Consider the following 18,756-nt stretch of genomic DNA (forward strand, 5'->3'; position numbering starts at 1 on the left):
CCGCCCACCATCGAGGTATGAGCTCGCCCTCGGAGACCGCGACCCGGCCGCAGGCCGGCACGTCCCGCTCGGTCTGCTCGTACTGCGGGGTCGGCTGCGGCATCACGGTGACGACCGCGCCCGCCGGCACGACCGACCTCCTGGCCGTCGCGAAGGTCGTCGGCGACCGCGACCACCCGACGAACCACGGGCGCCTCTGCACGAAGGGCGCCACGCACGCCGACCTCATGGCCGCGCCCGGCCGCATGACGACCGCGTTCATCCGACCCGCACGCGACGAGGCCGCCGTGCCCGTGCCGCTCGACTCGGCCGTCGCCGAGGCGGGCCGGCGCCTCCGCGCGATCGTCGACGAGCACGGGCCCGACGCCGTCGCGCTCTACGTCTCGGGGCAGATGTCGATGGAGGCGCAGTACCTCTCGAACAAGCTCGTGAAGGGGTACCTGCGCGGGCTCAACATCGAGTCGAACTCGCGCCTGTGCATGGCGTCGGCCGGCACCGGCTACAAGCAGTCGCTCGGCGCGGACGGCCCGCCCGGATCCTACGAGGACCTCGACCGCGCCGACCTGTTCTTCGTGATCGGCTCGAACGCCGCCGACTGCCACCCGATCCTGTTCCTGCGCATGGCCGACCGGCTGAAGCAGGGCGCGAAGCTCATCGTCGTCGACCCGCGGCGAAGCGCGACCGCCGACCGTGCCGACCTGTTCCTGCAGATCAAGCCGGGCACCGACCTGGCGCTGCTCAACGGCCTGCTGCACCTCCTGGTCGCCGACGGCGCGATCGACGAGGCGTTCATCGCGGCGCACACCGAGGGCTGGGAGCGGATGCCCGAGTTCCTCGCCGAGTACGACCCCGCCACCGTCGCGGCCCTCACCGACCTCGACGAGGGAGACATCCGCACCGCCGCACGGTGGATCGCCGAGGCCGGCGAGTGGATGACCCTCTGGACGATGGGCCTCAACCAGTCGACGCACGGCACCTGGAACACCAACGCGATCTGCAACCTGCACCTCGCGACCGGCGCGATCTGCCGCACCGGCAGCGGCCCGTTCTCGCTCACGGGCCAGCCCAACGCGATGGGCGGCCGCGAGATGGGCTACATGGGGCCGGGGCTGCCCGGCCAGCGGGCCGTGTTCAACCCCGCCGACCGCGCGTTCGTCGAGGAGCAGTGGGGCCTGGAGCCCGGCGCGATCCGCGCCGAGGCCGGCACGGGCACGATCGACCTCTACCGCCGCATGGCCGACGGCGAGATCAAGGCCGCCTGGATCATCTGCACCAACCCCGTCGCGAGCGTCGCGAACCGCAAGACCGTGATCGAGGGGCTCGAGCGGGCGGAGCTCATCATCGCTCAGGACGTCTACACCGAGACCGCGACGAACGCGTACGCCGACATCCTGCTGCCGGCGGCGCTCTGGGTCGAATCCGACGGCGTCATGGTCAACTCCGACCGCACGGTCACGCTCGTGCAGCAGGCCGTCGAGCCGCCGGGCGACGCGCAGCCCGACTGGCTGACGATCTGCCAGGTCGCCCGGGCGCTCGGGTTCGACACGGGCTTCGACTTCGCCTCGAGCGAGGAGGTGTTCGAGGAGATCCGCCGGTTCTGGAACCCGCAGACCGGCTGGGACCTGCGCGGCGTCGACTACGAGCGCCTCCGCCGCACGCCCGTGCAGTGGCCGGCCCCGCCCGGCGACGACGAGGACCGCCACCCCATCCGCTACCTGAACGACGGGGTGAGCCAGCGCGCGCACGTCGAGGCCGACGGCACGGTCCCCCGGCTCGCGTTCCCGACGCCGTCCCGGCGTGCGCAGTTCCTCGCGCGCCCGCACATGGACCCGGCCGAGCTGCCGGACGACGACTACCCGTGGGTGCTCGACACGGGCCGGCTGCAGCACCAGTGGCACACGATGACCAAGACCGGCCGGGTCGCGAAGCTCAACAAGCTCAACCCGGGGCCCTTCGTCGAGGTGCACCCCGACGATGCGGCCGCGCAGGGCATCGACGCAGGCGACCAGGTCGAGGTCGCGTCGCGGCGCGGCCGGGTCGTGCTGCCGGCGGTGCTCACCGACCGGGTGCGCCCCGGCACGCTGTTCGCGCCGTTCCACTGGAACGACGAGCACGGCGAGTACCTCACGATCAACGCGCTCACGAGCGACGCGGTCGACGCCGACTCGCTGCAACCCGAGCTCAAGGTCGCCGCCGTCGCGATGCGCCGCGTCGGTCCGGCGGTGCGGGCCGCGGGCGGCGACGGCGCCGGCGCGGATGCCTCGGACCCGACGGATGCCCCGGCCGCCGCCGCGGGCATCCCGGCGTTCGCGGCGACGGACGGCTCGGCGCCCGGCGCCGTGCCGACGAGCTCCGCCGGGACGCTCGCGGTCGGCGGCCTCGCCGGGCTCGTGGCGTCGACGCCGCCCGTGCCGACGTCGGCGGAGCAGACGTACCTCGCCGGATTCCTGGCGGCGCTCGCCGCGACCCCGATCGCGCCCGCGAGCGTCCCGGTGCTGCCGCCGACCGCGCCCCTGTCGACCGAGGTGCGGGCGTGGTTCGACGGCCTGCTCGCCGGTGCGTACTCGCGCGTGCCGGTCGTCGGCGGCCCGCCGGCGCCGACGGGCACCGCACCGCGGCCCGGCCGACCCGACCCGGACGGCGACGGCCCGGACGAGGTCACGGTGCTGTGGGCGTCGCAGACCGGCAACGCCGAGGACGTCGCGCGGCTCGCGGCGACCGAGCTCGGCGCGCACGGGCTCCCGAGCCGGCTGGTCGACATGGACTCGTTCGACCCCGCCGGGCTCGCCGACGTGCGCCGACTGCTCGTGATCACGTCGACCTTCGGCGACGGCGGGCCGCCCGACAACGGAGCGGGATTCTGGGACCGGCTGCGCGCCGACGGCGCCCCCCGGCTCGACGGCCTCCGCCACGCGGTGCTCGCGATGGGCGACTCGAACTACGACGACTTCTGCGGCCACGGCCGGAACATCGACGACCGCCTGCGCGAACTCGGCGCGACCGCGCTGGTGTCGCGCGTGGACTGCGAGCCCGACTACGAGGCATCCGCGTCGGGCTGGCTCGCCGACGTCGTGGCCGCGCTGCGGGCGGACGCCGGCGGGGCGCCGGCGCCGTCGGGGGGCGGCGGCGGCGGGTCGAGTGTCGCGACCGTCGCGACGGCCAGTCCCGAGGTCTTCACGCTCGCGGGCGACGGCGGGACCGTCACGCTCGCCGCGCCGCGCAAGGTGTTCACGCGCGACGCACCCGTGCGGGCGGCCCTCACGACCAACCTGCTGCTGAGCGGTGCGGGATCGCAGAAGGAGGTCCGCCAGTTCGGGTTCGACCTCTCGGGCTCGGGCGCGGTGTACGAGGCGGGCGACGCGCTCGGGGTGCTCGCGGCGAACAGCGGCGGGCTCGTCGCGGAGTGGCTCGCGGCGACGGGCCTGCAGGCGGGCAGCGTCGTCGAGGTCGACGGCGTCGACACCACGCTCGGCGAGGCGCTGCACACGCACTACGACATCACCCGGGTGAGCGCGGAGCTGCTGCGCTTCCTCGGCGCGAGGAATCCCGACGCGCGACTCGGCAAGCTCACGCGGCACAAGAGCGAGCTCGAGCAGTTCCTGTGGGGCAAGCAGGCGGTGGACCTGCTGCGCGAGTTCCCGGTGCGTGCGGGCGTCGACGAGTGGGTGCAGGTGCTGAAGCGCCTCCAGCCGCGCCAGTACTCGATCTCGTCCAGCCCGAAGACGAACCCCGACGAGGTGCAGCTGACCGTCTCGGTGGTCCGGTTCGAGACCGAGGACCGGCTCCGTCGCGGCGGCGTCTGCTCGACGTTCCTCGCCGACCGGTCGGCCGACCGCACCGTGCCCGTGTTCCTGCAGCGCTCGCCGAACTTCCGGCCGCCCGCGCGGCCGGACACGCCGATGATCATGGTCGGCCCCGGCACCGGCATCGCGCCGTTCCGCGGGTTCCTCCACGACCGGCGCGCCGACGGGCACGCGGGCCGGAACTGGCTCTTCTTCGGCGGGCAGCACGCGGCCGCGGACTTCACCTACCGCCGGGAGATCGAGGAGATGTTCTCCGACGGGTTCCTCACGCGGCTCGACGTCGCGTTCTCGCGCGACCAGCGGCAGAAGATCTACGTGCAGGACCGCATGCGCGAGCACGGCGCCGAGCTCTGGCGCTGGCTGAACGACGGCGCGCACTTCTACGTGTGCGGCGACGCGGCACGCATGGCGAAGGACGTCGACGACACGCTCCTGTCGATCGCCCGGGTCCACGGCAAGCTGACCGAGGACCAGGCGCTCGCGTTCAAGAAGCAGCTGGTCGCCGAGAAGCGGTACGTCCGCGACGTGTACTGAGCGGGGCCGCACGAGCGCGTTCGATGCATAGCCATGGGTCGGCCGGATCGGGAATAGCGTGTCGGTGACATCGGGTTGGCTATCCCTGTCGGCGCACCGAACGCGACCGGCCAGCTCCAACGACGACGACCGTCTTCCGCGCCGTCCTCGGCGCGCCTGATCACGTGGGGACCACCTTGACCGAACGCGCCGTCCCAGACCTCGACCAGACCTCCTCGCCGATCCCGACCGCGTCCACGGCGGCCGCAGAGGACGCCGCCGTCCGCGCCCACCAGCCCGAGCACGGCGCCCGCAACACCCGCGTCATCTGGCTCCTGCTCGCGGCCACCTTCGTCGTCTTCCTCAACGAGACGATCATGGGCGTCGCGATCCCCCACCTCGTGGTCGACCTCGACATCACGCTCGAAGCCGCCCAGTGGCTCACCACCGGGTTCATGCTGACCATGGCGATCGTGATCCCGATCACGGGCTTCCTGCTGCAGCGCTTCCCGACGCGGCCCATGTTCATCACCGCGATGAGCCTGTTCTCGGCCGGCACCGCGCTCGCGGCCGTCGCGCCCGGGTTCGAGGTGCTGCTCGCGGGCCGCGTGGTGCAGGCCACGGGCACGGCGATCATGATGCCGCTGCTCATGACGACCCTCATGACGGTCGTCGCACCGGCCGACCGCGGCCGGTTCATGGGGCGCGTGTCCATCGTGATGTCGGTCGCGCCGGCCATCGGGCCCACGATCTCCGGCCTGATCCTGAGCTTCCTGTCGTGGCGCTACATGTTCGTGCTCGTGCTGCCGATCGCGCTCGCCATGCTCGTGATCGGCGCACGTCGCGTCGAGAACGTGAGCGAGACGCGGCGCATGCCGATCGACGTGCTGTCGGTCGTGCTCTCGGCGTTCGGCTTCGGCGGCCTGGTCTACGGCCTCAGCCTCGTCGGCGGCGAGGTCGCCGGCACGGCACCGGCCGGGGCCATGTGGATCTCGCTCGGCGTCGGCGCCGCCGGCATCGCGGCGTTCGTCCTGCGCCAGCTCATGCTCCAGCGCCGGGACCGCGCCCTGCTCGACCTGCGCACGTTCCGCTCCGCGAACTTCTCGGTGTCGGTCGGGCTCATGGTCGTGATGATGGCGGCGCTGTTCGGCACGATCATCGTCCTGCCCGTGTTCCTGCAGAACGTGCTCGGGCTCGAACCGCTGGCCACGGGCCTGCTGCTCCTGCCGGGCGGCCTGGCGATGGGCCTGCTCGGGCCGACGGTCGGTCGACTCTACGACCGGTTCGGCCCGCGCCCGCTGCTCGTGCCGGGCAGCATCGGCGTGAGCGCCGTGCTCTGGGGCCTCACGACGGTGAGCGAGACGACCTCGGTGTGGTTCGTCCTCGCGGCGCACATCCTGCTGTCGGTGTCGCTCGCGTTCATGTTCACGCCGCTGTTCACCTCGGCGCTCGGGTCGATCGAGCCGCGCTTCTACTCGCACGGCTCGGCGATCGTCGGCACCGTGCAGCAGGTCGCGGGCGCCGCGGGCACCGCGCTGTTCATCACCGTGCTGGCCTCGGGCCAGGCCGCCGCCGCAGCCGCCGGGGCGAGCGAGGTCGCCGCCGAGGCGGCCGGGATCCAGCAGGCGTTCCTCGTCGGCGCGATCCTCTCGCTCCTCGCGATCGTCGGCGCGTTCTTCGTCCGCCGGCCCGCCGACGTCCCCGAGGGCGCGCACGCCGGGCACTGAGCAGACGCGAACGCCCCCGGCCGGGTCTCACCTCGGCCGGGGGCGTTCGCGTGTCACCCGCAGTTCGGGCGGCAGGACCGCTGCGACAGCGCGTCGACGAGCACGATGCCGAGATCCTCGGGCTTGGACGCCGAGTACGCCGCACCGCCGGTCGCCTTCGCGATCTGCTGCATCGATGCCATGTCGGTGTCGGGGCCGAAGCCGATCATGATCACGGGCACGGGCTTCGCGGGGTCGTCGATCTTCGCGAGCTCGGCGAGGAGCGTGTTCAGGTCGATGCCGTTCTCGTCCTCGTTCTTGCCGTCGGTGATGAGCAGGACCGAGTTGATCTTCTCGGGGTCGTACGACTCGCGGACGCGCTGGACGGCCGCGAGCGTCGTGTCGTAGAGCGCGGTCGCTCCGCCGAGGCGGCTCGGCAGCGAGTCGATGATGCCCGCGATCTCGGCGGTGTGCGCCTGATCGCCGAGCGGCGCGATGGGCGAGAGGTCCTCCCAGTCCTGGGTGCCGTTGCGCTCGGTCGAGAAGATCCAGACGCCCATCTGCACCTCGCCCGAGAACTTCGACATGGCGCCGCCCGCGGCCTGCTGGAAGATGTCGATGCGCCGCAACCCGCTCTCGGTGGGCTCCTCCATCGAGCCGGACACGTCGATCACGGCGAGGATGCGGCTGCGCAGCGTCAGCACGCCCCACTGGCGCAGGATCTCGACCTGCGCGGCGCCGTCGAGCGCGACCGCACCGGCCGGCGGGGTCACGGCGAGGCCCGTGAGGTCGAGCTCGCCCGTGCCGTCGGCGGTGCGGAACCCGGCGGCGCTGAACGCGTCCGTCGCGGCGAGGAGCGATTCGCGGAAGTCCGAGAGGATGCCGCTGCGCTCGACGGTCGGCTTGATCGCGACGTACGGGTAGTCGAGCGCGACGGTGCCGTCGGTCGGGTAGGCCGCCGTCAGCGGCTCCGCCTGGTTCTCGAGGTTGTGCGCGGCGATGAGCGCCTCGCTCGTGATCACGACGGATGCCGCGGCCGCCGACGGGAGCGTGCTGAGCGCCGCGCCGGTCGAGGCGGGGATCGTCTTGCCGAGCGCGATCATCGCGCCCGCGAACTGGCGCGGGTCGTCGGGCGAGGAGTGCGAGCGGAGCGCGAGCAGGCCCGCGAGGCTCGCGGCGGAGGTGTCCGGGTCGGGCATGATCGCGGGCAGCGTGCCGGTCACGACGCGCGTCCAGGTGACGGGCTCGGCGGCGATCTCCTCGACACGGGACGCGGGCGCGGCGAACACCACCGGGGACGTCGCGATCGATCCGCTCGACGCCACGTCGGGCGCCGGCCGGCCCAGCGACTGCGACAACGCCGACACGCGGTCGAGCCAGACGCTCGAGTCGGGCAGCCAGACGTCCGCGTCGAGTCCGTCGCCGGCCAGCAGCGCGGCGGTGTCCGCGGCGTCCTGGGCGCGGACCTCGACCTCGGTGCATCCGTCGTTCGCGGCGTCGAACGCGTCGGCGACCTCGGTCGCGACGGCCGCGACGGACGTGTCGGCCACGACGACGAGCGACCCGTCGACGTCGCACCCGCTGGCGACCGCGCCCTTGGGCGCGAGCAGCCCGCCGACCCACACGTAGACGCCGCCGCCGACGAGGGCGACGACGACGGTGGCTGCGGCGATGACGAGGATGCGACGGCGTGACGACGACTTCGCCGGCGCCGCGACACTGTGACGACCCACGGGGCACTCCCTAACTGCCGGCCGCCGAAGATCTGGGGGGCGAGCGACCGGACGCTGAACGGGTTCCCCCGTCCAGGGGGAGGGTTCAGAACAGTGTAAGCGATGCCTCCTCGACTTCGTGCCTTCCGTCCGCCGACTGCTGCGGCGACGCGTCGGCGGGGCTATGGTCGGGTCGACGGTGGCCCTTCCCGCCGCTCTGAGACGTGACCACGATGTCCTGGCCCGAGCGATTCCTCGACCGGCGCGACGCCGGCCGACGCCTCGGCGAGCGCCTGGCCACCCGGGACCTCCTCGACGCCGTCGTGCTCGGCCTGCCGCGCGGCGGCGTCCCCGTCGCGGACGAGGTCGCGGCCGTCATCGGGGCACCGCTCGACGTGCTGGTCGTCCGCAAGCTCGGCCTGCCGACGCAGCCCGAGGTCGCCATGGGCGCGGTCGGCGAGCACGGCACGATCGTGCGGAACGAGGACGTCATCCGCGCTGCCCGGGTCGAGCGTGCCGCGTTCGCCGAGGCCGAGCGGCGCGAGCGCGCCGAGGTGGCCGCCCGGGTCGATCGGTTCCGCGGCGGACGGGAGCCGATCCCGCTCGTCGGGCGTACCGCGCTCGTGGTCGACGACGGCCTCGCCACCGGGGCGACCGCGCGAGTCGCCTGCCGGGTCGCGCGCGAGGCGGGTGCGCGGCACGTGGTGCTCGCCGTGCCGGTGGGCGCCCCGGACTCGATCACCGCCGTCGCCGAGGCCGACGAGGTGGCGTGCCTGAGCGCCCCGCCCGGGTTCATGTCGGTGGGCATGCACTACATCGACTTCCACCAGGTGCCCGACGACGAGGTCGCGGCGATCCTGCGGGCGGCGCACGAGCGCTGAGGCTCGGCCGGTCAGCCTCCCGCGGTGCCGATGACGACCGTCCCGTCGACGTCGTCGTCCCGGACGATCCGCGCGGCGAAGCCCGAGGCCTCGAGCAGCGCGGCGGTGGCATCCGCCTGCCGTCGCGAGGTCTCGATCAGCACGTGTCCGCCCGGCCGCAGCCACGGCAGCGCGGCGGCCGCGACGCGGCGCTGCACGTCCACGCCCTGCTCGCCGCCGTCGAGCGCGATCCGAGCCTCGTGGTCGCGCGCCTCGGGCGGCATGGTCTCGATCGCCGCGGTCGGCACGTACGGCGCGTTCGCCGCGATCAGGTCGACGCGGCCGCGAAGGGCGACGGGAAGCGGATCGAAGAGGTCGCCCTCGACGACGAGCGCGCCGAGCGGCTCGAGGTTGCGGCGCGCGGCGCGCACCGCGGCCGGGTCGAGGTCGGCCGCGACGAGTTCGACCGACCGGCCGGAATCACGCAGGCCCGCGGCGATCGCGGCGCCGATCGCGCCCGTGCCGCAGCACAGGTCGACGACCACGGGAGTTGTCGGGTCGCTCGCTGCGAGCGGGTCGGCGCGCGTGCGGGCGCGTGCGAGCAGGGCGAGCGCCTCGCGGACGAGCGCCTCGGTCCGGAGCCTCGGCACGAACACGCCGGGCTCCACGAGGATTCGCAGGCCCGCGAACTCCGCCCAGCCGACGACCTGCTCGAGCGGTTCGCCGGCCGCGCGCCGCGCCGCCATCCGTTCGACGGCCTCGCCGTCGCCCGCGGCCTCGGCGAGGATGAGGCCGGCCTCGTCCTCGGCGAACACGCTGCCCGCGGCCCGGAGGCGCGCGGCGAGCGTCGCGACGGCCGACGCGCCCGCCGCGGTCGCCGCATCCGCCGCGCCCGCCGCGGGATCGGATGCCCCGCCGGCCGTCGGCCGGCTCACTTCAGCAGCCGCGACAGCACGCGGTCGGCCAGCGGCTTGCCGCCGGTCTGGCAGGTCGGGCAGTACTGGAAGGTGGAGTCGGCGAAGATCACCTCGCGGACGACGTCGCCGCACACGGGGCAGGCCTGGCCGGTGCGGCCGTGCACGCGCATGCCGCTCCGCTTCGCGTCCTTGAGGTCGGCGGGCGGACGCCCGGCGGCCGCGGCCGTCGCGTCGGCGAGCGTCTCGCGCATCGCGCGGTAGAGGGTCTCGACCTGGTCGGGCGTGAGCTTCGCGGCGAGCAGGTAGGGCGACAGCTTCGCGACGTGGAGGATCTCGTCGGAGTACGCGTTGCCGATCCCCGCGAACACCGACTGGTCGCGGAGCACGCCCTTCACCTGGGTCCGCCGCCCGTCGAGGACCGCGGCGAAGTCCTCGAGCGCGAACCCGGGGGCGGTCGGGTCGGGACCGAGGCGCGCGACCCCGGGCACCTCCGCAGGATCACGGACCACGTACACCGCGAGCGACTTCTTCGTGCCGGCCTCGGTCAGGTCGAAGCCCGACCCGTCGTCGAGGCGCACGCGCAACGCGAGCGGCGACTTGCCCGGCTTCACGGGCGTCGCGGGCACCTCGTCGTACCACCGCAGCCAGCCCGCGCGCGCGAGGTGGAAGACGAGGTGGATGCCCCCTGCGTCGAGGTCGAGGAACTTGCCGTGTCGCACGGCCGACGCGATCCGGCGCCCCTCGAGGGCGTCCACGGGCGGGTCGAAGGTCTTCAGCGCCGAGATCGACGCGACCCGCACGGACGCGATCGCGCGGCCGACGGCGTGCTCGCCGAGCCAGTCGACGAGCCCCTGCACTTCCGGCATCTCGGGCACCGTCCCATCGTGGCATCCGGTGCCGACTTCGGCCAGAACGGGACCGCGCGCAGGCCGCGAGACCGCGCGCAGGCCGCGCGACGGCGCTCAGGCGGCGGGCACGCGCGCGCAGGCCAGGCCCGCGGTGAACTCCTCGAAGAGGTCGGCCCCGTCGTCCCACGCGCCGACGCCGCTCGCGATGTTCACGTGCCCGAGCGCGCCGACCGACGTGAAGCCGGCGCCCCACAGGCGCGCGACGTCCGCAGCCCATCGCGCGCTGCCGTACGGGTCGTCCGTGCTGGCGACCACGAGCGTCGCGACGCCGAGCGGACCGTCGGCGGCGGCGAACCCCCGGGCCTCGGCGGGGAAGCCGGGCCCGTCCGGGTCCGGCGGGGCCACCAGGAACGCGCCCGCGGCCGTGCCGCGGCGCTCCGCGAGCCAGGTCGCAACGGCGAGGCATCCCATCGAGTGCGCGACGAACACGGTGTCGTCGTCGGGCTCGGTCGCGTCGATCGCGCGGAGCCAGTCGTCGAGCTCCGGCGCATCCCAGTCGCCGGGCGCGATGCGCACCGCACCGGGGATGCGCCGCTCCCACTCCGTCTGCCAGTGCCCCTCGCCCGAGCCGTTGATGCCGGGCACGATGACCACGCGTGCCATCCCGTCTCCCTCCGCCGTTCCCCACCGTGACACGGATGCCTCGTGCCACGCGCGCTGCGGGCTGCCAACCCTGCCCGGAATCGTGCCAGCCCGCCCCGGGATCCGCCCGGCCCGTTACCCCGGGTGACGGGCGGCCGACTTCCGGCTGCGACCGTGCGTGGGATACAGTGCTCGACATGCAGACCCCGTCGAACCGCTCCTGGTGGCCCGCCTCCTAGGCGGACCGAGCGTTTCGACGACGACGACCGCCCGAGGGCGGTCGTCTCGCGTTTCCGGGGCGGTCCGATCCCGAGGGCCCCGACCGGAGGACCCATGACGCCCCTGCTCCACCGCATCGCCGCCGACGCGAGCATCGCGACGGACGCGAGCATCGCAGCCGACGCGAGCATCGCCACCGACGCGAGCATCGCCGCCGACGCGCGCGTGTCGGCCGACCCGACCGCCGCGGCGCGACCGCTCGCGTTCGCGATCCTGCATCGCGGCGACGAGCCGCACGTGGACGTGCTCGCGGGCGACGTCGTCGACGTCGACCGGCTCGCCGACATCCCGCTCGGCGGCGACGAGGTGCTCGCACTCGTGCCGTTCCGCCAGGTCCGCGAGCGCGGGTTCGCCGCGCACGACGACGGCGCCCCCCTGCGCTGCCTCGTCGTGCGCGAGCGCGAACGGGTTCCGCTCCGCGACGCGATCGCCGCGCTGCCCGACCGGGCGCCCGTCGTGGGCGACCTCGCCGTCGACATCGACGACGACACCTACGCCGGGATCGTGCGGCGCGTGCTCGAGGACGAGATCGGGCGCGGCGAGGGCGCCAACTTCGTGATCCGCCGCGAGTTCACGGGCACGACGGATGCCCCACCCGCGCACGCGGTGCTCGCGTGGATGCGGGCCCTCCTCGAGCACGAGCGCGGGGCCTACTGGACCTTCGCGATCCACACGCCGGGGCTCTCGGCCGTCGGCGCGACGCCCGAGCGGCACGTCTCGTCGATCGACGGGCTCGTCACGATGAACCCGATCTCGGGCACCTTCCGGCACCCCGTCGCCGAGCCGACGACCGAGGACCTCGTCGCGTTCCTCTCCGACGTGAAGGAGCGCGAGGAGCTCATCATGGTCGTCGACGAGGAGCTCAAGATGATGAGCGCCGCCTGCCCCGACGGCGGGCGGATGCGCGGTCCCTTCCTCAAGCGGATGTCCCGCCTCACGCACACCGAGTACGAGCTCGAGGGCACGACCGCGCGGGATCCGCGCGAGGTGCTGCGCCTCACGATGTTCGCCCCGACGGTCACGGGATCGCCCATGCGGAACGCCTGCCGCGTGATCGCCCGGCACGAGACGACCGGCCGCGGGTACTACGCGGGCGTGCTCGCGCGGTTCACCCCCGCGCCGGGCTCCCCCGGCGGGTACGACCTCGATGCGCCCATCCTCATCCGCACGGCGTACGTCGACGGCGCGGGGAACGTGCGCGTGCCGGCGGGTGCGACGCTGGTGCGGCATTCGGACCCGCTCGGCGAGGTCGCCGAGACGAGGGTGAAGGCGTCGGGCGTCCTGCAGGCGATCGGGGCGATCCCGCGCCTCGCCGGCGCCGCCGAGGCCGGTTCCGGCGAGCCCGCCGCGGCCGCGAGCGCGCACCCGGCGGCCGACCCGCGCGTCGCCGCGCTCCTGGCCGGACGAAACCGCGACCTCGCGCCGTTCTGGAGCACGCCGCAGGCGGCGGTCGCCGCACGCGGGCGCACCGTGCTCGTCGTCGACGCCGAGGACGACTTCACGAACATGCTCGCCCACCAACTGCGCCACCTCGGGCTCGACGCCCGCGTCGTGCCGTGGGGCGAGGCGCCCGACGAGGCATCCGAGGACCTCGTGGTCTTCGGCCCCGGGCCGGGCGACCCCCGGAACCCCGCCGATCCGCGCATCGCGCGCCTGCGCGAACTCGTCGCCGCACGCCTCGAGCAGGGGCGCCCGGCGATCGCGGTCTGCCTCAGCCACCAGGTGCTCGCCGACCTCGCCGGACTGCCGATCGCGCCGCTGCCGGCGCCGCGACAGGGCCTGCAGCTCGAGGTCGACGTGTTCGGCGAGCCGGCGCGGGTGGGCTTCTACAACACGTTCACGGCCCGCGCCGCGGACGGGTCGCGCACGCCTCGGCTCGACCTCGACGTGTCGGCGGATGCCACGGGCGCGGTCGTCGCGCTGCGCGGGGCATCCGTCGCGTCGATCCAGGGGCACCTCGAGTCGGTGCTCTCGCCCGACGGCCTGGACGTGCTCGCGCGCCTGGTCGACGGCGTGCTCGCGCCGGGACTCGTCGCGGCCGACACCGGCGCGGCCTGATTCCGCGCGGTCCGATCCGGCGCCATGCCGGATCGGGCCGCGTTGCGCAACCCCCTGTCGGCGCGGCCCCGCGAGCGGTTGAGTCGAGGGATCGACCCGAGAGGGGCGGACCATGGATGCGTCCGTATGGATTTGGATCGTCGTGGCCGTGGTGGTGGTGCTCGCGATCGTCGTGATCGCGCTGGTCGTCACGCGCGGCCGCCGGCGGGAGCGCCAGGCCGAGGCGAACCGCGAGCACGCGGCCCGACTGCGCGCCGAGGCCGCCGAGACCGAGCGGCAGGCGCGCGAGCGCGAGGCCGCGGCGGCCGAGGCGCAGGCGCAGCGACTGCAGGCGGAGGCCCAGGCGACGCGGGCCGAGGTCGAGGCGCAACGCCTCGCGGACGCGAGTGCCTCGCAGGCCGACGATGCGGCCGAACTGCGGGCCCGCGCCGAGCGGCAGGCCGCGAAGGCGGACCACGTCGACCCGGATGTCACGACCGATCGCCGGGCCGCGCCGGTAACCGATCGCACGTCCGCGCCCGTGAGCGATCCCGCCGTGGGCCGCGATCCCGCCGTGAGTCGGGACGCCGACGCGGGCCGGCACGCCGACGTGAGCCAGGACCCGACCGTGGACCGGGAGGCGGACGTCCGCCGTGAGACCGCTGCGAACCGTGACGCGAGGGACGACGAGATCCCGCGCCGCTGAGTTCAGTCGTCGAGGAGCTCAGTCGTCGAGCCGGAAGCCGACCTTCAGCGAGACCTGGAAGTGCGCGACCGCGCCGTCGGCGACCTGACCGCGGACCGACTCGACCTCGAACCAGTCGACGTTCCGCAGGGTCGCCGTGGCGCGGTTGATCGCGTTCCGGATCGCCGCATCGATGCTGTCGGGCGACGTGCCGACGATCTCGGTGACGCGATACACGTGGTTGCTCATGGTGTCCCCCCATCGCCCGCGACCTCGCGGGACGATTCGACCCTACCGGGACGACGTCAGACCAGCGTGAACGCCGTCATTCACGCAGCACGGCTTCGATGGGTGGCGGGTCAGTGGAGCGACGCGAGCGGAACGATCGTGGTCACGTCATCGTGCTGGATCCACAGATGCGACCCGGCCGATGCGAGCGCGAGGGATGTCGGCATCGTGTCGAGAGGGGGCACGCAGGTTCGACCTGATCGGAGGTACGGGAGTTCGGATGCGGTTGCGGGGATCCACATGCATCCGATACCCGACAGTGCGAGTGCGAACCCGGTCGACGACCCTCCGACGACCAGCACCGAGCGCGAGACATCCGGAGTCACCAGGCGGACCCAGCCGACCGGTGTCGTGCCGGTCGATGCCTCGAAGTCGAAGAACCACGCGTCTCCGGCCGAGCACAGGACGAGGACGGTGCTCCGCGATTCCGCGAGTTGTCGCACCACCGGACACGGGGAGTCGACCGCAGCGCCGTCACGCACCAGCTGGTCGGGATGCTGCGGGTCGACGTACGGCGGTGGGTCGCGGGGCGGCGACTCGCTCCACGACGCGCCATCGGTCGTCGTGCGAACGGTGCGGACCACGCAGTCGGGTCCGGTCGTGGCCAGCAGTTCAGCCGTCGTGGCGCTTTCCGCGTCAAGGGCGAGAACCTGGTGGATTTCCGCGCCGTGCACCGACACCGGCGACCAGGTCGATCCGGCATCCGTGGTGAGCTCGACTGCCGCAACCGTACCGAGGCGGCAGTCGCCGCCTGAGGCTCTCCAGGCCACGGTGCCGCTCACGGCGGAGAGGATCGGGAGTTCGATCGGGAACGCGTTTGCCGGCACGTTCGACGCGGGTTCAGCAGGCAGGTCCGTGGGGGTCGGGGCGGAACTGTCCTGTGATTCGAGCTGTCCGTCATTCGCGTGACCCACGGCATAGGTCACCGATCCGGCGACCACGACCAGTGCGGTGAGCCAAACGATCGGCGCGACCCATCGGCGGCGCTGACGTTCGGGTTCATCGAGCGGCTCGACGGCAGTGTCGGCGTGGCGCATGGCTGCAGTGTCGCCACGGCGCTGTCGCCTCATGCGCGAGATGGTATACCCACGCCCGCCAGGGCGCGAGGTGTGCCCATCCGATGCGGCCCCGGGTGGTGCCAATTCCCCTTCGTCACTCCTTGAGGGGGAGGATCTCGCCGCCGGTCTGGCATTCCGGGCAGTACTGCGCGGTCGTGCTCGCGAACGAGAAGTCGCGGATCGCGCCGCCGCTGCGGGGGCACGGTTCGCCGGTACGACCGTGGACCTGCATCGCGTCGACCTTCGCCTGCTTGAGCCGGTCGATCGGGATGCCCCGTCGCGCCTCGATCGCCGCCACGACCACGTCGACCGTCGCCGCGAACAGCCGCTCGAGCTCGCCCGCCTCGAGCGTCGCGGCGTGCACGACCGGCGAGAGGCGTGCAGCGAACAGGATCTCGTCGGAGTAGGCGTTGCCGACGCCCGCGATCGACTCCTGCTCCTGCAGCACGGCCTTCAGCTGCTTGCGCCGCCCGACGAACGCGCGATCGAAGTCGGCGCGCGTGTAGGCCGGATCGGCCGGGTCCGGCCCGAGCTTGGCGACGGCCGGGACCTCGCCCGGATCGTCGACGACGAAGGCGCCGAGCGACACCCAGTCGCCCGCGTCGGTCAGCTCGAGCGCGGTGCCGTCGTCGAACTGCAACGTCGCGAGCGTGGGCGGCGGGGGTTCCGCGCCGGCCACGGGAACCGCGCCGGCCGGGGCATCCTCGCCGGGGGCATCCTCGACCTGCTCGCCCGCGTACCGCGCCCAGCCGTGCCGACCGAGCGAGACGACCAGGTGCGGGCCGCCGTCGAATCCGACGTCGAGCAGCTTGCCGATGCGCCCGACCCGCGCGACCCGGTGCCCGACGAGCCCCTCGGGCGGCCGCGTGCGGGTCTTCACCACGCGGAACTCGACGACGTCGACCTCGACGGGCGCACGGCCCGCGAGCCGACGGTCGAGATCGTCGGCGAGCGCCTGCACCTCGGGCGACTCGGGCATGCGCTCAGCCTTCCACCGACCGCCGACCTCCGCCACCGGCCGGCCGCCATTGCCCCGGACATCCGGTTCGCATGCCGGCGGCGGCATGCGCGCTCGCGTACGGTTGCCGGATGCTCCGACGCCTCGCCGCCCGCTTCTACTGGGCGTGCAGCCGCTGGAAGCTCGTGTCCGCTCCCGCGCCCGATCGCCCCACCGTGCTGATCGGCGCACCGCACACCTCGAACTGGGACTTCGTCCTCATGCTCGGCATCGCGTGGCGGCTCGGGATGGACTTCCGCTGGCTCGGGAAGAAGAGCCTGTTCGCCGGCTGGCGCGGCCCGATCATGCGCGCGCTCGGCGGCATCCCGGTCGACCGGAAGGACCCGGGCCGCGTGGTCGACGAGGTCGTCGCGCGCATTCGCGCGGGCGAGGTCTTCGGGCTCGTCGTGACGCCCGACGGCACGCGCGGCGCGAACGAGTACTGGAAGAGCGGCTTCTACCGGATCGCCCGCGAGACGGGGATGCCCGTCACGCTCGGCTACGTCGACCGGACGACCATGACGACCGGGCTCGGGCCGACGATCGAGCTCACGGGCGACGTGCCGACCGACATGGACGTGATCCGCGCGTTCTACGCGGACAAAGCGGGCTTCCGGCCCGAGTTCCGCACCGAGCCGCGCCTGCAGTCGGAGCTCGGCCAGGCCTGAGAAGCGCCGAGCGCCGAGCGCCCCGGATCTGAGGCTCAGGCCTCCGCGACCCGCCCGCCCTCGACGTGCCAGCGGCGGTCGAGCCGCACGCGCTCGAGCATGCGCCGGTCGTGCGTGACGAGCAGCAGCGTGCCGTCGTAGGAGTCGAGCGCGTCCTCGAGCTGCTCGATCGCGGGCAGGTCGAGGTGATTGGTCGGCTCGTCGAGTACGAGCACGTTCACGCCGCGGGCCTGCAGCAGCGCCATGCCCGCGCGGGTCCGCTCCCCCGGCGAGAGCGCGTCGACCGGCCGGAGCACGTGGTCGGCCTTCAGTCCGAACTTCGCGAGCAGCGTGCGCACCTCCCCCGAGCTGAGCGACGGCACGAGCTCCTCGAACGCGTCCGCGAGCGCCCGGTCGCCCGCGAGCTGCGAGCGCGCCTGGTCGATCTCGCCGACGGCGACGGACGACCCGAGGCTCGCGCGGCCCGCATCGGGCGCGATCCGACCGAGCAGGAGGCCCAGCAGCGTCGACTTGCCCGCGCCGTTCGGGCCGGTGATCCCGATCCGGTCGCCGCCGGTCACCTGCAGCGACACCGGGCCCAGCGCGAAGTCGCCGCGGGCGACGGATGCCCCGTCGAGCGTCGCGACGACCGCCGACGATCGCGGTGCCGAGCCGATCGTGAACTCGAGCTTCCACTCCTTGCGCGGCTCCTCGACCTCCTCGAGGCGCGCGATACGGCTCTCCATCTGGCGCACCTTCTGCGCCTGCTTCTCGCTCGACTCGGTCGACGCCTTGCGGCGGATCTTGTCGTTGTCGGGCGCCTTCTTCATGGCGTTCCGCACGCCCTGGCTCGACCACTCGCGCTGCACGCGGGCCCGGGCGACGAGGTCGGCCTTCTTCGCGGCGAACTCCTCGTAGTCCTCGCGCGCGTGCCGGCGGACCGTCTCGCGCTCCTCCAGGTACGCGTCGTAGCCGCCGCCGTAGAGCCGGTTCGTGTGCTGGGCGAGGTCGAGCTCGAGCACCTTCGTGACCGTGCGCGCGAGGAACTCGCGGTCGTGGCTGACGAGCACGACCCCGCCGCGGAGTCCGGCCACGAACGACTCGAGCCGCGCGAGCCCGTCGAGGTCGAGGTCGTTCGTCGGCTCGTCGAGCAGCACGATGTCGAACCGCGAGCAGATGAGCGCCGCGAGCCCCACACGCGCGGCCTGGCCGCCGGACAGGCCGGTCATGAGCGAATCCTGCGTGAGCGCGTGCCCGGCGCCAGTGGACGACCCGGCGTCGCCCGCTGCCGTTTCGCCGACGACGAGCCCGAGGTCGGCGAGGACCGCAGGGAGCCGCTCGTCGAGGTCGGCGGCGCCCGTCGCGAGCCAGTGGTCCAGTGCCGCGGAGTACTCGTCCGCCGGGTCCGGGCCGCCGGCCGGGGCATCCGTCACCGCGAGCGCCGCGGCCGCCGCATCGAGCCGGGCGGATGCCTCGGCGCACCCCGTGCGTCGGGCGACGTAGCCGGCGATCGTCTCGCCGGGGATCCGCTCGTGCTCCTGCGGGAGCCAGCCGACGAACGCGTCCGACGGCGAGCGCACCACGGTGCCCGCGAGCGGTGCGACCGCACCCCCGAGGATCCCGAGCAGCGTCGACTTGCCCGCGCCGTTGGCGCCCACGACGCCGACCACGTCGCCGGGAGCGATCGTGAGGTCGAGGGATTCGAAGAGCGTGCGGTGGGCATAGCCCCCGGCGAGGCCGCCGGCGACGAGTGTTGCAGTCACC

The 18,756-nt window shown here is 73.7% G+C and carries 14 protein-coding genes; 6 read left to right on the plus strand and 8 right to left on the minus strand.

Features of this window, described 5'->3' with window-relative positions:
• Positions 1-17: 17 nt before the first annotated feature.
• Together ACDF64_RS17355 and ACDF64_RS17360 are read left to right on the plus strand one after the other, a co-directional pair.
• Positions 18-4,337, plus strand: a complete 4,320-nt coding sequence (locus tag ACDF64_RS17355; protein ID WP_394552594.1) for a molybdopterin-dependent oxidoreductase — start codon at positions 18-20, stop codon at positions 4,335-4,337.
• Between the two features lie 176 nt (positions 4,338-4,513).
• Positions 4,514-6,043: a DHA2 family efflux MFS transporter permease subunit gene (locus ACDF64_RS17360; protein ID WP_394552595.1), complete on the plus strand. Its 1,530-nt coding sequence runs from the start codon at positions 4,514-4,516 to the stop codon at positions 6,041-6,043.
• 53 nt (positions 6,044-6,096) lie between these two features.
• Here the strand turns inward: ACDF64_RS17360 and ACDF64_RS17365 are convergent, their stop codons facing one another.
• The gene (locus ACDF64_RS17365; protein ID WP_394552596.1) at positions 6,097-7,755 is read right to left on the minus strand and encodes a VWA domain-containing protein; all 1,659 of its coding nucleotides are present in this window, start codon (positions 7,753-7,755) and stop codon (positions 6,097-6,099) included.
• Between the two features lie 212 nt (positions 7,756-7,967).
• Between ACDF64_RS17365 and ACDF64_RS17370 the strand changes: the two genes are divergently transcribed.
• Positions 7,968-8,615: a phosphoribosyltransferase gene (locus ACDF64_RS17370; RefSeq protein ID WP_394555192.1), complete on the plus strand. Its 648-nt coding sequence runs from the start codon at positions 7,968-7,970 to the stop codon at positions 8,613-8,615.
• A gap of 11 nt (positions 8,616-8,626) precedes the next feature.
• On the opposite strand, the gene ACDF64_RS17375 is transcribed toward ACDF64_RS17370, so the two are convergent.
• The 3 genes from ACDF64_RS17375 to ACDF64_RS17385 form a co-directional block, all read right to left on the minus strand.
• Complete coding sequence (locus ACDF64_RS17375) at positions 8,627-9,529, minus strand: putative protein N(5)-glutamine methyltransferase (RefSeq protein ID WP_394552597.1); 903 nt, start codon at positions 9,527-9,529, stop codon at positions 8,627-8,629.
• Positions 9,526-10,386 (minus strand): Fpg/Nei family DNA glycosylase, encoded by an 861-nt coding sequence (locus ACDF64_RS17380; RefSeq protein ID WP_394552598.1) that lies wholly within the window; start codon positions 10,384-10,386, stop codon positions 9,526-9,528. Before ACDF64_RS17380 ends, ACDF64_RS17375 begins: the two co-directional genes overlap by 4 nt.
• A gap of 87 nt (positions 10,387-10,473) precedes the next feature.
• Positions 10,474-11,022: an RBBP9/YdeN family alpha/beta hydrolase gene (locus ACDF64_RS17385; protein WP_394552599.1), complete on the minus strand. Its 549-nt coding sequence runs from the start codon at positions 11,020-11,022 to the stop codon at positions 10,474-10,476.
• Between the two features lie 312 nt (positions 11,023-11,334).
• Here ACDF64_RS17385 and ACDF64_RS17390 point away from each other — a divergent pair, with 312 nt between their 5' ends.
• Together ACDF64_RS17390 and ACDF64_RS17395 are read left to right on the plus strand one after the other, a co-directional pair.
• Complete coding sequence (locus ACDF64_RS17390; RefSeq protein WP_394552600.1) at positions 11,335-13,338, plus strand: anthranilate synthase family protein; 2,004 nt, start codon at positions 11,335-11,337, stop codon at positions 13,336-13,338.
• Between the two features lie 112 nt (positions 13,339-13,450).
• Entirely contained in the window at positions 13,451-14,023 is a 573-nt protein-coding gene (locus ACDF64_RS17395; RefSeq protein ID WP_394552601.1) for a hypothetical protein, read from the plus strand.
• Between the two features lie 18 nt (positions 14,024-14,041).
• Here the strand turns inward: ACDF64_RS17395 and ACDF64_RS17400 are convergent, their stop codons facing one another.
• The 3 genes from ACDF64_RS17400 to ACDF64_RS17410 form a co-directional block, all read right to left on the minus strand.
• Positions 14,042-14,251 carry a dodecin gene (locus ACDF64_RS17400; protein WP_394552602.1) on the minus strand — a complete coding sequence of 70 codons (210 nt, stop codon included), beginning with the start codon at positions 14,249-14,251 and terminating at the stop codon, positions 14,042-14,044.
• 110 nt (positions 14,252-14,361) lie between these two features.
• The gene (locus ACDF64_RS17405) at positions 14,362-15,327 is read right to left on the minus strand and encodes a hypothetical protein (protein ID WP_394552603.1); all 966 of its coding nucleotides are present in this window, start codon (positions 15,325-15,327) and stop codon (positions 14,362-14,364) included.
• A gap of 115 nt (positions 15,328-15,442) precedes the next feature.
• Entirely contained in the window at positions 15,443-16,327 is an 885-nt protein-coding gene (locus ACDF64_RS17410; protein WP_394552604.1) for a DNA-formamidopyrimidine glycosylase family protein, read from the minus strand.
• Between the two features lie 110 nt (positions 16,328-16,437).
• Here ACDF64_RS17410 and ACDF64_RS17415 point away from each other — a divergent pair, with 110 nt between their 5' ends.
• Positions 16,438-17,013: a 1-acyl-sn-glycerol-3-phosphate acyltransferase gene (locus ACDF64_RS17415; RefSeq protein WP_394552605.1), complete on the plus strand. Its 576-nt coding sequence runs from the start codon at positions 16,438-16,440 to the stop codon at positions 17,011-17,013.
• A 35-nt stretch (positions 17,014-17,048) separates the two neighbouring features.
• On the opposite strand, the gene ACDF64_RS17420 is transcribed toward ACDF64_RS17415, so the two are convergent.
• A complete protein-coding gene (locus ACDF64_RS17420) occupies positions 17,049-18,755 on the minus strand; it encodes an ABC-F family ATP-binding cassette domain-containing protein (protein ID WP_394552606.1) in 1,707 nt (568 codons plus the stop codon).
• Position 18,756: the final 1 nt, after the last annotated feature.

It is taken from the genome of Agromyces sp. MMS24-JH15 (assembly GCF_043518605.1).
Taxonomy (GTDB): domain Bacteria; phylum Actinomycetota; class Actinomycetes; order Actinomycetales; family Microbacteriaceae; genus Agromyces.